Genomic DNA, 14,359 nt, shown 5'->3' on the forward strand with positions numbered 1-14,359 from the left:
CCTACAACTGGGTCAGCAAGGCCTGCGCCGCGGCCCGCTGCGGAAAGTCCTTGTTGGCGGCCAGCAATTGTTCCAGTTGCTTGCGCGCGCCGCCCTTGTCGCCCGATTTCGCCAGGGCCGCGCCCAGGTGGTATTGCACTTCGGGCGATGCGGGCGCCAGGCCCGCGGCCTTGCGCAGCAGCGTCGTGGCGCGCTTGACGTCGCCTTGCTCCAGCGCGATCCAGCCCAGGGTGTCGAGCACGGCGGCATTCTCGGGCGCCAGCTTCAGCGCTTGCTCGGCCGTGGCCAGCGCGCGCGGATCCTTTTCCTGCTGATACGCCCAGGCCAGGTCGTTCAAGGCCACCACGTTGCCCGCATCCTTGGCGACGACATACTGGAACTGTTCGATGGCGGCGCGGTATTGCTTGGCGGCCAGCCGGGTGCCCGCCAGGTAGGTGCGCGTCGGCAAGTCTTCCGGATGTTCTTTCAGCCACGCGGCCATGCGCGCATCGGCTTCGCGCTCCTGTCCTGACGCCTGCAAGGCGCGGTACAGCTGCACCTGCAAGGGGCCGATGGGACTGATGCCGAAGGCGTGCTGGTACAGCTTGACGGCTTGCTGCGGCAGTTTTTGTTCCATCAGCACGTCGCCCTCGAGCTTGTAGCCGGCCGCCAGCTTCGGCTGCTGTTCCTGCACTTGGCGCGCCACCGCCAGCGCCTCGCGCTGGCGGTTCAGGGTCAGCAGCATGGCCACTTCCACCACGCGCGCTTCCAGCAGGGCCGGATCGAGCGCCTGCGCCCGCTTGACGGCTTGCAGCGCATTGTGATGGTCGCCCAGCGCCATGTGCAGGCTGGCGATGCGCATCTGCAAGGGCGCCGACGTGGTCTGTATGCTGGCCAGCTTGATGTAGCTGTCGAGCGCGGCCGGCGCCAGGCCGGCGCTGTATTCCACCTGGGCGCGCAGGGCCAGCGCATCGGCGTCGCCCGGATGACCCGTCTGCAGGGTGCGCGCCAGTTCCAGCGCCTTGTCGGGCGCGCCCGTCTTCAGGTAAAAGTTACTCAGCAGCAGGGCCGGCGCGACGGCGTCGGGATTGTCGCGGTTGGCCCGTTCGAGCCAGCGCCGCGCCTCGTCCGTCTTGCCCTGCGACGCGGCCAGCTTGGCCAGCGCCGCGCACAGGTCGGCATTTTTCGGCGCCTTCGCCAGCGCCCGCTCGAAGCGCTGCCTGGCTTGCTCCGGCTTTTTCTCGACCAGGTCGATCTGCGCCAGATTGTTCAGCGCGGGCAGGTAGACCGGGTCCATGCCCAGCGCTTGCTCGAAGCTGGCGCGCGCGGCCGGCAAATCGTGCAAGGCCAGGTAGACGCCGCCTTTCAGGTTCAGCAGCAAGGGATTCGTGCCTTTCTGCTGTTGCTCCATCATCTTGACGCTGGCCAGGGCCTTGTCGTTCTGCTTGTTGCGCAGCAAGGTCATCACCAGCATGGTGCCCGCCTGCGGCGTGCTCTTGTCGAGCATGCTGGCGCGTTCCAGCTCACTGATGGCGCGGCCGTTCTCGCCCTGGCCCAGGCGGCTGATGCCCAGCGCCGCGTGCAGCCTGGCCGTGTCCGGCGCCAGGATGCTGGCCTGTTCGAAATACGCTGTTGCCTTGTCGTACTGGCGCGCGCGCAAGTGGGCTTCGCCGGCCAGCGACAGCAGTTCCACGTCTTCGGGGAAGGCGGCCAGCATCGGCTGCAGCAAGTCGATCGCCGCGTCGGTCTTGTTGCGCATCAATTCGATCGACGCCATCATCTTGACGGCATACAGGTGCCGCGGATACACGGCCAGGAAGCGCCGCAGGTAGCTTTCCGCCTGGGACGGCGAGCCGAGCGCCAGTTGCACGGCGCCGGCCAGCAGGATGGACGGCATGTGGTCGGGCGCCGCCTTGAGCACCAGTTGCAAGCCTTGCAAGGCGGCCTTGTGCTTGCCTTCGCGGAAATCGAGCAGCGCCTGGGTTTGCAGCAAGCCCAGGCTGTTTGGCGCCGTCTTGCGCGCCGTGGCCAGCTGGGCCGCCGCTTCCAGGTAGCGGTTTTCTAGGATGTCGAGGTTGGCCAGGTCGATGTGCGCCTGGGTATTGTCCGGCTTTATCTTGAGGATCTGCATGTAGGCGAGCCGCGCCGCGCCATTCTTGCCTTGCAGGCGCAGCAGGTCGCCCTGCAGGCGCAAGGCGTCGAGGTTGGCAGGCGCGCCTTTCAACGCTTGCGCCAGCAGCAGCTCGGCCGCCGGCACCTGCTGCTGCAGCGCGGCCAGGCGCGCCAGGCCCAGCAAGGATTCGAGCTGGTCCGGATGGGCTTCCAGCAGGCGCGCGTACACGGCGCGCGCCTCGTCCTGGCGGCCCAGGGCCAGCAAGGCGTCGCCGCGCAGGGCCAGCACGCTGGCGGGCTGCGCCGCATCGTCGGGGATCTCGGCCAGTACCTTGTCGAACTGGCCCAGCATCAGCCAGGCCTTGCCCAGCAAGGGCATCACTTGCTGCGTCGCCAGGCCCAGTGATTTTGCCTTGCGCAATTCTTTCTCGGCCGACAGCGCTTCGCCCGTGTCGATGTAGATGCTGCCCAGCAGCAAGCGCGCGGCCTTGTTATCCGGCTCCTTTTGCAGCAAGTTCTTCAACTGGATGATGGCGGCGCGCGCTTCGCCTTTCTGGCGGTATTGCTGCGCGTCGGCCAGCAGGGTCTCGCTGCTCTGCGTGCCGTGGCAAGCCGTCAGCAGGGGCAGCAGCAGGGTGCAGCACAGCGCGGCGGCCGGCAGGCCGGGGAAAGGGCGGGGCAGGGAACGGGCCATGGAAGTCTCCGGTAGCGGCGTGCATGAGTGATCGGCATGGCCTAGCTTAAAAAGATGGCCGCCGCTCTCCTTGATTGCGCTCAACAAGCCGCCGATTCTCCGCGCGCCTGCCGGCCGCCGCCCCGCGTTCCTTGTTCCCGCTCAAGAATGGCCGGACCGGCAACCGTAGAATTTCCCGGACGGCGATGCTCAGGCCGCAACCCTACGGAGCACATGCATATGGACAGCAAGGCGGATAGCAAGGTGGATGGCAAGGCGGGCGTGGTGGCGGTGGTGGGGCTCGGTTATGTGGGCTTGCAGCTGGCCGTGGCGTTCGGCATGCGCCAGCGCACGATAGGCTTCGACTTGTCGGCACGCAAGGTGGAAAGCTACCGGCGCCACATCGACCCGACGGGCGAAGTCAGCCATGAACAGTTGCTGGCGGCGCAAGGGCTGAGCGTCGGCTGCGATCCGGCCGAGCTGCAACTGGCCGATTTCATCGTCGTGGCCGTGCCCACGCCCGTCGACAGCGCGCACAATCCCGATTTTTCGGCCCTGGCCGGCGCCAGCGCGGCCGTCGGCCGCCACATGCGGCGCGGCGCCATCGTCATCTACGAGTCCACCGTGTATCCGGGCGCCACCGAGGAAATCTGCATCCCCCTCCTGGAACAGCATTCGGGCCTGCGCTGGAAGGAAGACTTTCATGTGGGCTTTTCGCCCGAGCGCATCAACCCCGGCGACCGCGACCATACCCTGCACAGCATCCGCAAGGTGGTCTCGGGCGACGATGCCGCCACGCTCGACAAGGTGGCCGCCCTGTACGAAGGCGTGGTCGAGGCGGGCGTGCACCGGGCGTCCAGCATCCGCGTGGCCGAGGCGGCCAAGGTGATCGAAAACACGCAGCGCGACCTGAATATCGCGCTGATGAACGAGCTGGCCATCATCTTCGACCGCATCGGCATCGACACGCTGGAAGTGCTGCAGGCGGCGGGCACGAAATGGAATTTCCTGCCGTTCCGTCCCGGCCTGGTGGGCGGCCACTGCATCGGCGTCGACCCCTATTATTTGACGCACAAGGCGGAAATGCTGGGCTACCACCCGCACGTGATCCTGGCGGGGCGCCGCATCAACGACGGCATGGCCAAGTTCGTGGCGGAAAAGACCATCAAGGAAATGGTGCGGGCCGGTTTCAAGCTGAAGGGCGCGCACGTGAACGTGCTGGGCCTGACCTTCAAGGAAAATTGCCCGGACTTGCGCAACTCGAAAGTGGTCGACATGATCCACGAACTGCAATCGTACGGCGTGCAGGTGCACGTGCACGACCCCGTGGCCGATGGCCGCGAAGCGCTGGAAGAATACGGCCTGCCCCTGGAAAGCTGGGAGCAGTTGCCGCGTGCCGAGGCCATCATCAGCGCCGTCTCGCATCAGGCCCTGCTGGCCCGGCCGCTGGCGGACTTCCAGGCCAAGGTGCTGGAAAACGGTTGCTTCATCGACATCAAATCGCATTTCGACCCCCGTCCGCTGGAAGACGGCGGCTTGCACGTGTGGCGGCTGTGATGGCGGCCGGTGCCTTCGATCGGGCGGCGGGCGCTGCGCAAGGCGCCCCCTCTGGCGGCCCGGCTGCCGGCGCGTACGCGCTGGCCTGCGAACGGCTGGCGCAAGCGCCGCGCCGCTGGCTGGTGACGGGCGTGGCCGGCTTCATAGGTTCGCACTTGCTGGAAACCCTGCTGAACCTGGGGCAGGAAGTGCGCGGCCTCGACAATTTCATGACGGGCCACCGCCACAACCTGGAGCAGGTGCGCGCCAGCGTGGGCGAGCAGGCGTGGCGGCGCTTCACCTTCATCGAAGGCGACATCCGCGACCCGCAAGCGTGCGCGCGCGCGTGCGGAGCAAGCGACGGCATGGCCGGTTTTGCCAGCATGGCCGGCATGGCAGGCGCAGGCGGCGTCGCAGGTGCAGGTGCAGGTGCCGACATCGCCAGTATCGGCGCCGCTCATGCCGGTCATGCCGGGCGCCATGCGGGTCATGCCGCCGGTGCAAGCGACGGCGGCAGCGAACCTCCGGACGGCCGTGCAGGTCCGGACGATCCGGACGGTCCCGTCGCCGGTGACGGCGTTGCCGTCGACTATGTGCTGCACCAGGCGGCGCTCGGTTCCGTCTCCCGTTCGCTGGAAGACCCGCTGCTTTGCCACGCCGTCAATGTCAGCGGCTTCCTGAACATGCTGGCCGCCGCGCGCGAGGCGGGCGTGCGGCGCTTCGTGTATGCCGCTTCCAGCGCCACGTACGGCGACCATCCGGACTTGCCGAAAGTGGAACAACACATCGGCGCGCCCCTGTCGCCGTACGCCCTGAGCAAATATGTCAATGAACTGTATGCGCAAGTGTATGCGCGCTGCTACGCCATGCAGACGGTGGGGCTACGCTACTTCAATGTCTTCGGTCCGCGCCAGGACCCGCTGGGCGCCTACGCGGCCGTCATTCCCCGCTGGATCGCCGCCATGCTGGACGACGAGGCCGTGCACATCCATGGCGACGGCGCCACCAGCCGCGACTTTTGCTTCGTGCACAATGCCGTGCAAGCGAATATCCTCGCCGCCACCGGCTCGGACCCGGCGGCCGTCAACCAGGTCTACAACGTGGCCGTCAACGCCCGCACCAGCCTGACGCAGCTGCACGCCACCATGCAGCAGATGCTGCTTGCCGCCCGCCCGCAGCACGTGCCGCAGGCGCCGCAGTACGGCGAGTTTCGCGCCGGCGACGTGCGCCATTCGCAGGCGGACATCGCCAAGGCGGCCCGCTTGCTCGGCTATGCGCCCACGCACGACCTGGCGCAAGGCTTGCGGCACACCATCGCCTGGTATGTGGCGCAGGCGGACGGGGCTTGAAAAACACGCCGGCCAGGCAGGCAGGTGCCGGCCGCACCTGTGGTGCGCACGCAGGCGGCCGGCGGCGTGCGTGTCCGGCACTGGCCATTCGCATGTTTTCATTGCCAGATATGCATGCCGACATGCATATCAGATACACATACACATACCAGATATGCCTATCAGATGCACATGCCAGATACACATACCCGATACCCATGCCAGATGTACATGCCGGATGCACATATCAGATGCGCAGGCTCGCTATCCGTCCGCCTGCCGCCCGGCATCCCGGCCGCGAGACCGCTAGACCGATTGGTGCATGGTGCCTGGCGTTCAGCGTTGCGTGGGCGGCGCTGTCGGCGTTGCTGCAGACGCTGTCGGCGCGGGCGGCTCGGGTACGCCGTCGTTCTTGCTGCGCAATACCCGGGGCGAGCCCCGGAAGTCGGCCGTATGCAGGGTGACGGGACGGCGCCAGACGCGGGCGATATACGCCAGCACCTGTTCCGCCCGCTCCAGGTCGAGGCCGCGCCCATCGCGCAGGTGGTCGTGGCGCAGCACCAGGCTGCCGTCGTCGTTGAGCAGGGTGACGGCGATGCACGGTGCGCCATAGTTGTATTTGGGCGCCAGGATGGCTTCGCGGATGACCCGCAAGTCGCGGCTGGCCAGCCGCGTTTCGCCGTCGCGGCGGCTTTCATGCACAAACAGGCCCAGGCGGTCAGCCAGTTCGGCGTCCAGATAGTTGCGAATAAAACTGCAGTCATCGTCGTCGCGGCAAATCTGGCGCGCCCGCGCCAGTCCTTCGCGTTCGATGATGTGTTCCCACATGCAAAAGCCCAGGTGATAGGGATTGACGGCCAGCGCCTGCTGGTGCTCGCCCGCGTATGGACGCACCACGTCCGAGTGCGACTTGAGGGCGGCCAAGTACAGGGCCGGCGGCAGGAAATCCGCTTCGCGCAGCAGCCGCGCATGCCAGTACGAGGCCCAGCCCTCGTTCATGATCTGGCAGGCGTACACGGGATAGAAGTAAAACGACTCTTCGCGCACGGCCAGGAAAATATCGCGTTCCCAATCGGCCAGGTCCGGCCCATGTTGCGCGATGAACCATAGTAAATCGTACTCGGGCTGCGGCGGCAGGAGCGGGCGCTGCGTCACGCGGGCCCGTGCCGTCTCGCGCGCCGCCAGCGCGGCCGCTTCGCCGGGCAGGCGCCGGTAGCGTCGTGCAAACGGATCGTCTCCCCCGGCGCCGCCACGCCTGCCGGCGACATCGGCCGGTCCGGACAGCGCGGCATAGGGCGGGCGGTGCAGCTCGGCGTGGATGTCCACGTGCTGCTCCAGCGCCAGTGCCGCGTCGAGCACGGCTTCCACCTGTTCCTGCCCGTGCCGTTGCAGCGCCATTTCAAGACGTTGCGCCCGCGACGCGCTCTGTTCCAGGATGTGCTGGCCCGCCATGGCGCCGAAACGCAGGAACAGGGCATTGCGGCTGGCGAAATCGGCGTGCCCCAGCACGTGGGCCGTGACGAGGGTGTTTTCCGCCACGGAATTGTGTTCGGCCATGTAGGCATGGCAAGGGTCGCCGGGAAACATGACTTCGAACATATGCGAGTTGCCCATCTTTTGATGCACGAGCTGGTGGATGTAGCGCACGCCGAACGACCAGTGGCGCATGCGCACGGGCAAGCCATAGATGGCGATTTCGGCCATAAAACTGTCCGGCACGAGCTCGAACTCGACGGGGGCGAACGCCAGCCCCAGTTGCCGCGCGAGCGCTTCGATGCGCGCCGCGTAGCCGTCCAGGCCAGTTGTATTCGCCATGTCCGCCGTATCGGCCATATTGGCCATATTGGCGTGGCGCGGGGCATCATGCCGCGTCATGCCGCGTCCTCCGTATCGGCCGCCTCGTGCCGGAAAAAGGTGCGGATGGCTTCCCACACGTCGTCGCTCTTGCCGAGGATGCTGCTGTGCAAGGGCAAGCCGCGCCGTTCCTGCTCGGCGAACAAGCTGTGCATTTCGGTTTCCAGGCTGCGCGGCACGCCGGGCACGGTTTCCACATAGCCCATATAGTTGAGCAAACCGGCCAGTTCGCCCAGGGCCGCGCTAGCCGGCCCCCGGTCTTCGCTGAAATTTTCGCCATCGGAGGCATAGAACAGATAGGCGTTGTAGCGGCCCGGCGCGTAGTGTTCCTGCAGCAATTCGCGGCTCAGGCGAAACGCGGTGGACGCCATGGTGCCGCCCATGCCATTGACCTGGAAGAACTCGGCTTCGGAAAATTCCCAGGCCCGCGTCGTATGGGCGATAAAGCGCGTTTCCACGCGCGCATACCTGCGGCGCAAGCCTTGCAAGGCAAAGAAAAAGAACGATTTGGCCAGCTTGCGCTCGGGCTGCGCCATGCTGGCCGACACGTCCAGCACGAAAAACACGACGGCGTTCGTGCTGGGCCGGGGTTGCGGCAGCACCTGGCGGTAGCGCAAGTCGTCATTGGTGAAGGGCACTGGCTGCGCTTGCAGGGCGCGCCGCTTGATGGCTTCCTTGACGGTGCGCCGCCGGTCCAGCCGCGAACGGGCGCCATGCCGGTCCAGGCCGCTACGCACGAGCCGCACGTCGTCGATGGCGCCCAGGTGGCGTGGCGTCAGGTGCGGCAGCTCGAAGGTGTCCCACAGCCAGTCGAGTATGTCGTCGATGGGAAACTCCAGCAGCAGGCGCACGGCCCCCTCGCCATCGCCGCCGTCACCTTGCGTGCCGGCCCCGCCCGTGGCGGCGGGCCGGGCCGGGCGCAGGATATCGCCGGGCTGGCCGTCACCCTGGCCCGCGCCCAAGCTGCTGCGCGCGGGCGCCAGGCGGAAACGCGCATGTTCGAGCAGGCGCATGGGCACTTGCACCGTGCGCTGCTGCGGCCCGCCGATCAAGTCGGGCGTGGCGACCAGTTCGGGCAAGTGCGCCTGCACGGCTTCACGCACTTTCTGGTTGTGGCGCAGCCAGTCGCGCGCGCCGCGCGAGAACAGCGCGTACCAGGGCCGGGCCAGGGCTGGCGCGGCGCCCGCCGCCGCCGCGCCGGCGGAACCGGCGGAGCCGGCCGTGGCGGCGGGGGCTGCGGTGCCTGCGGGGTCCGTGGAATCCCCCCAGGCCGGATGGCCATCCGGTGTGCAGCTGCCTGGCGTCGTGGTGGCGGCCATGGCTATTCCTGCGCCAGCAAGGTGGTCACGTAGTTGAGCGCTTCGCGCGCGCTATGGGCGTCATAGCCGTATTCGTCGACCAGGCGCTGCTCGACGGCGGAGATCCTGGCCCGCACGTCGTCGTCGGGCCGCTTGGCCGAGCCGACGAGACGCAGCACGTCGCGCCGCTGCTCGAACAGGTATTGCTGGATGGCGTCGTGCAATGGCGCATGGCTGGCCAGGCCAAACGCTTCGCCCCGCTTGAAGGCGCTCATGGCCTTGCGCACCACTTCTTGCCGGAAGGATTGCTTGCCCGAGTCGCTGATGTGGATTTTCTCTTCCACGGCGCGCAGGAAGCGCTCGTCGGGACGGCGCTCTTCGCTGGTGATGGGATCGCGGATCTGGCGGTTGTCGAGCATGGCTTCGACTTCATCGAGATATTTGTTCAGCAAGTCTTGCGCTTCTTGCTCAAATGATACGAACAAGGCCTTGTGCACGTCGGCCTTGACCCAGCGGTTATAGAAATCCTTGCGCGTGAGCACCAGGTAATCGACCCATTTGCGCTTGCGCCGCGGTTCGATGCGCGCATCGTTTTCGATGCCGTCTTTCAGGGCCAGCAGCACGTCCATGGTGGACAGGCTGTTGCGCTGGGCGGAAATGATGGCATGCGACAGGGCATTGATGACGAAGCGGGGCGACACGCCCGACAGGCCCTCGTCGGGCGACTTGTCGCGCTCGCGCATGCGGCGCAGGTCGGCAGGCTGCAAGTCGTCGACATCTTCGTTGGCGTAGATGCGCAGTTTCTTGACCAGCTCGGTCTCCTTGTCCTCGCCCTCGGGCATGCGGCTGAGGATGGCAAACACGGCCGCCGCATGCAGCACGTGCGGATCGAGGTGCACGTCGCGGAAGGCGGGCGCGGCCGCGAGGATCAGCTTGCGGTAAATGCGCGCTTCTTCGCGGTAATTGAGCGTATAGGGCACTTGCACGATGACCATGCGGTCGAGCAGCGCCTCGTTTTCGCTCTCTTGCAGGAATTTGCGGAATTCGGCCAGATTCGTGTGCGCGAGGATGGTTTCGTCGAGGTAGATCAGGGGGAAGCGCGACACCTTGACATTCTTTTCCTGCGTCAAGGTCAGCAGCAAGTAGAGGAATTCCCGCTTGACCTTGAGGATTTCGATCATTTCCAGCATGCCGCGGCTGGCCGCATACACGGCGCCGGACCACGACCAGGCGCGCGGATCGCCTTCGTCGCCGTATTGCGCCACTTTCGACAGGTCGACGGAACCGACCAGGTCGGCCAGGTCGGCCGTCGTGGGATCGTGCGGCGCATACGTGCCGATGCCGCAGCGGCCCGCCTCGGACAAATGGATGCGCTCGACGGGCATGCGCAGGAAGTCGCCCGCATACTGCTCTTCCAGGCGGGCGCGGCAATGTGGACACAGTTCGCCCTGCAGCTCGGCATCATAGCTGGCGCGAAAGTCGGCGCGCATGCTGTGCGGCACCAGGTGCAGCGGCGATTCGTGCACGGGACAGCCGGCGATGCCGTACAGCGCGCCTTCGCTGCTGTGGCTGTACTCTTCCAGGCCCCGCTTGAGCAAGATCACCATGGTCGACTTGCCGCCCGATGGCGGGCCCAGCAACAGCAACATGCGGCGGCCCACTTCGGAGCCGGCGGCGGCCGCCTTGAAGTAGGCGGCGACCCGGTCGATCGCCTCGTCGATGCCGAACAGCTCGTCGTCGAACAGGCGACAGCGGAAGCGCCCGCTGTCATCGGTCTGGCCATTCCAGCGCATCATGTCCCACAGGTACTGGTGCGCGCTGCGCGTCAGCAGGGCGGCGCGGCCGGGCAGGATTTGCTCGAGGAAGTCGGCAAAACTGCCGCGCCAGGGCGTGATGCGGTGTTTTTCCGCCCAGGCCGCCATGCCGTGCACGAAACCCGCATGCTGGGCCGCGCCACCGGCGTCCGTCGTATTGTCGGCGGCTGTATTGGCGCCGGCTGAGGCCGCTGCCGCAGAGGCGTCGTCGGATTGGCGTGTCATACCAGGGCTCGTTATTGCAGGGCTCGTCATTGTTTCCCCATCCTTGCTGTTGCTGGCGTTGCTGCCGTGGAGCAGGCCCGGTTCCAGCCTGTCGGCCAAGTATACGGCGGCGCCTCTGCCCGCACGCCTGATCCCGCTCAACCTTGACGAGGGAACTATTTTTGCACTCGCTGTCCCCCAATGGGGCAGGGCGGCCAGGCATCCGCGCGGTTCAATCCAGATCAATACCGGCCCGCGCAGCCCGTCCACACTGGAAGCTTGCGGCGACCCAAGAGGAGAACACGATGATAGGCAACGAAAATGGTTTCAGCGCCCCGCCCGGCAGCAGCGGCAGGGGACAGAGCGCGGACGATGAAGAGGCCGTCGGCCAATTTTCCGTCCCTGGCGAAGACGACAATACAATCGAGAGCGCGTCCGTCGCGGATGTGCCCGACGCGCTGAGCGGCGTCAGCATGGAATTGCTGGAAATCAAGCGCAGCATCGAGGACGGCATGCGGCAAAGCATCGCGCAAGCGGGCGGCGCGCGCGCGGCCGACGCCTTCAGCGACAGCGGCAATATCCAGGGCGTGTCCATCGGCTTGGGCGATGGCGCCAGCGACAGCTCGTCCGGCGAGCCGGGCTTGCCGGCCCTGACCCTGTACGTGGCCGAGCCCACTTCCGTCGACCGCGCCAAGGCCGCCATCGTGGGGGCCATGGGCGTGCGCGCCGTGGCCAGCGACAAGGTGCCCGTCAACATCGTCGTCACGGGCGTGATCGATGCGCAGCCCCACCGTTTCCGCTTGCGCCCCGCGCCGGGCGGCGTGTCGGTCGGGCATTTCCGCATCACCGCCGGCACCATCGGCTGCCTGGCCGTGGGGCGCAACGCGCCGCGCAACAGCCGTCTGATGATTCTTAGCAATAATCACGTGCTGGCCAATTCCAACGGGGGCGTGTTCAACGATTGCATCGTGCAGCCTGGCCCCATCGACGGCGGCCGCTGCCCGCAAGACCAGGTGGCCGTGCTCGAGCGTTTCGTGCCCATCAATTTCAGCGGCGGCGTCAATTTTGTCGATTGCGCCACCGGCTGGGCCTGGCCAGACAGGGTGCGTCCCGAACTGGTCTACCTGAGCGGCGGCGTGCCCGCGTACTTCCGTATCAGCAATGCGCTCGTGGCGCCCGCACTGGGCATGATGGTCGGCAAGTCCGGCCGCACGACGCAATTGACGCAGGGCCGCATCACGGGCCTGGGCGCCACCATCAACGTCAATTACGGCGGCGGCCGGATCGCCCTGTTCCAGGACCAGATCGCCATCACGGGCGTGAGCGGGGCGTTCAGCGCGGGCGGCGATTCCGGCTCGTCCATCTGGACCTGGAACCAGCAGCGCAATCCCGTCGGCCTGCTGTTTGCCGGCGGCGGCAATATCACGTTTGCTAACCAGATGCGGCGCGTGGTGGTGGCGCTCGACATCAATTTGTACACCTGAGCACGCCTTAGGAGCCGGCCGGGCGGCCCCGCGCCGCCTTGCCCGGCGCTGTTTTTTGCACGATGACGATCTTGCTCAAGGGCGGCGGTCGCGCATGGTCTTGGCCGGCGAAGCGTGCTGCAGCGCCGGTTGGCCGGGTGTATCATGCAAGGCATCGGGAGGGTTTGTCATATCAGGAGGGTGTGTCATGTCAAACAGTAAGTTCGCACAATCGCCATATGCCGTCTTCGAGGACGCCGCCATGCCGTATTTGCCGGATGCCCCTCCTGGACAGGGCCCGGGGCAGCATGCCCAGGCCGCACCTCAGGGCCGCCTGGAAGCGGCCCGGCGGCGCAACGAGCGGGCGCTGATGGCCATCGACGGCGTGGAAGGCGTCAGCCTGGGGCAGACGGCCGTGGGCAAGGAAGCGCTCGTCGTGTACCTGCGCGACTCGTCCGTCAAGCGGCGCGTGCCGTTGCAGGTCGAGGGCTATCCGGTGGAAACGAGCATCACGGGCCAGATCGATATCCAGCAGCGCTAGACCAGCGGGACTGGCAGTGGGGGCATCAGGCCGCAGATGGCGGCGGAAGGCCTGTCGCCAGGCCTTCCGTGTTTACTGTCAGCCTGGACTCAGGCGGCCGATCGCTGCGGCCACGCCCGCGCCATAGGCGGGGTCGCACAGGGTGCAGTTGCCGATGTGGCGTTGCTTGACTTGTTCCGAGGCGCCCGAGATGGCGCGTGCGGTGTTGTCGAACAAGGCTTGCTGCTGCGCCGCGGTCATCAAGCGGAACAGGGCGCGCGGCTGCGAATAGTAATCTTCGTCGACGCGGTGATTCCAGTGGTCGGCCGCGCCTTCGATGCTGAGCGGCGGCTCGCGGAAATCGGGCTGCTCGGCCCATTCCTGCTCGCTGTTCGGTTCATAGCCCAAGGTCCCGCCCTGGTTGCCGTCGACCCGCATCTGGCCATCGCGGTGGTAGCTGTGGAACGGGCATTTCGGCGCGTTGACGGGGATATGGCTGTGGTTGACGCCGAGGCGGTAGCGCTGCGCGTCGCCATACGAGAACAGCCGGCCTTGCAGCATCTTGTCCGGCGAAAAGCTGATGCCGGGCACCACGTTGGCCGGATTGAAGGCCGCCTGTTCCACTTCCGCGAAATGGTTGTCGGCATTGCGGTTCAGTTCCAGCACGCCCACCTCGATCAGCGGATAGTCGCCGTGCGGCCACACTTTCGACAGGTCGAACGGGTTGAGGTGATACGTGCCTGCCTCTTTTTCCGGCATGATCTGCACGTACAGGGTCCAGCGGGGGAAATCCTTGTTTTCGATGCTTTCATACAGGTCGCGGTGCGAGCTTTCGCGGTCCTTGCCCACCAGTTCCTCCGCTTCAGCATCCGTCAGGTTTTGTATCCCTTGCTGGGTTTTAAAGGTGAATTTGACCCAGAAACGCTCGTTTTGCGCATTCAGGAAGCTGAAGGTATGGCTGCCGAAGCCGTGCATGTGGCGGAAGCTGCGCGGTAAGCCCCGGTCGCTCATCACCACCGTCACTTGGTGCAGGGCTTCCGGCAGCGAGGTCCAGAAATCCCAGTTGCTGTTGGCGCTGCGCAAGCCCGTGCGTGGGTCGCGCTTGATGGCGTGATTCAAATCGGGAAATTTCAAGGGGTCGCGCATGAAAAACACGGGCGTGTTGTTGCCGACCAGGTCCCAGTTGCCTTCTTCCGTATAAAACTTCAGGGCGAAGCCGCGGATATCGCGTTCCGCGTCCGCCGCCCCCCGTTCGCCCGCCACCGTGGAAAAGCGCGCGAACATCGGCGTTTTCTTGCCCACTTCGCCAAAGATTTTCGCCCGCGTGTAGCGCGTGATGTCGTGCGTGACGGTAAATGTGCCGTGCGCGCCGGAACCCTTGGCATGCATGCGGCGCTCGGGAATGACTTCGCGGTCGAAGTGGGCCAGCTTTTCCAGGAACCACACATCTTGCAGCAGGGCGGGGCCGCGCGGGCCGGCCGTCTGGATGTTCTGGTTGTCGACTACGGGCGCGCCAAAGGCGGTGGTCAGCTTTTTCATTGGACTCTTTCTTTATAGGGGAGGTCAACGGACGAGCCA

Annotated in this window: 9 protein-coding genes; 4 read left to right on the forward strand and 5 right to left on the reverse strand. The window is 66.1% G+C overall.

From position 1 onward, the window contains the following. Nucleotide 1 precedes the first annotated feature (1 nt). Nucleotides 2-2,785, reverse strand: a complete 2,784-nt coding sequence (gene prsT / locus O3301_RS02485; RefSeq protein WP_305055423.1) for an XrtA/PEP-CTERM system TPR-repeat protein PrsT — start codon at nt 2,783-2,785, stop codon at nt 2-4. A 213-nt stretch (nt 2,786-2,998) separates the two neighbouring features. Here prsT and O3301_RS02490 point away from each other — a divergent pair, with 213 nt between their 5' ends. Together O3301_RS02490 and O3301_RS02495 are read left to right on the forward strand one after the other, a co-directional pair. Continuing rightward, nucleotides 2,999-4,321: a nucleotide sugar dehydrogenase gene (locus O3301_RS02490; protein ID WP_257219033.1), complete on the forward strand. Its 1,323-nt coding sequence runs from the start codon at nt 2,999-3,001 to the stop codon at nt 4,319-4,321. Beyond that, entirely contained in the window at nt 4,321-5,649 is a 1,329-nt protein-coding gene (locus O3301_RS02495) for an SDR family oxidoreductase (protein WP_305055424.1), read from the forward strand. Before O3301_RS02490 ends, O3301_RS02495 begins: the two co-directional genes overlap by 1 nt. A 315-nt stretch (nt 5,650-5,964) precedes the next feature. On the opposite strand, the gene O3301_RS02500 is transcribed toward O3301_RS02495, so the two are convergent. From O3301_RS02500 to O3301_RS02510, 3 genes are read right to left on the reverse strand one after another with little or no spacing between them, the layout of a single operon-like run. Beyond that, complete coding sequence (locus O3301_RS02500; RefSeq protein ID WP_305055425.1) at nt 5,965-7,503, reverse strand: SpoVR family protein; 1,539 nt, start codon at nt 7,501-7,503, stop codon at nt 5,965-5,967. Next, nucleotides 7,500-8,801 (reverse strand): DUF444 family protein, encoded by a 1,302-nt coding sequence (locus O3301_RS02505; RefSeq protein ID WP_305055426.1) that lies wholly within the window; start codon nt 8,799-8,801, stop codon nt 7,500-7,502. The genes O3301_RS02500 and O3301_RS02505 overlap by 4 nt, the downstream gene beginning before the upstream one ends. 2 nt (nt 8,802-8,803) lie before the next feature. Then, nucleotides 8,804-10,819 carry a serine protein kinase gene (locus O3301_RS02510; RefSeq protein WP_305055427.1) on the reverse strand — a complete coding sequence of 672 codons (2,016 nt, stop codon included), beginning with the start codon at nt 10,817-10,819 and terminating at the stop codon, nt 8,804-8,806. A gap of 284 nt (nt 10,820-11,103) precedes the next feature. Between O3301_RS02510 and O3301_RS02515 the strand changes: the two genes are divergently transcribed. Further along, the gene (locus O3301_RS02515; RefSeq protein ID WP_305055428.1) at nt 11,104-12,282 is read left to right on the forward strand and encodes a hypothetical protein; all 1,179 of its coding nucleotides are present in this window, start codon (nt 11,104-11,106) and stop codon (nt 12,280-12,282) included. A gap of 187 nt (nt 12,283-12,469) precedes the next feature. Continuing rightward, nucleotides 12,470-12,802 (forward strand): hypothetical protein, encoded by a 333-nt coding sequence (locus O3301_RS02520; protein WP_305055429.1) that lies wholly within the window; start codon nt 12,470-12,472, stop codon nt 12,800-12,802. Nucleotides 12,803-12,880: 78 nt separating this feature from the next. Here the strand turns inward: O3301_RS02520 and O3301_RS02525 are convergent, their stop codons facing one another. Further along, nucleotides 12,881-14,320: a catalase gene (locus O3301_RS02525; RefSeq protein WP_305055430.1), complete on the reverse strand. Its 1,440-nt coding sequence runs from the start codon at nt 14,318-14,320 to the stop codon at nt 12,881-12,883. Between the last annotated feature and the right edge of the window lie 39 nt (nt 14,321-14,359).

Origin of the sequence: Janthinobacterium sp. SUN211, assembly GCF_030587315.1 — a bacterium.
Classification (GTDB): Bacteria; Pseudomonadota; Gammaproteobacteria; order Burkholderiales; family Burkholderiaceae_D; genus Janthinobacterium; species Janthinobacterium kumbetense.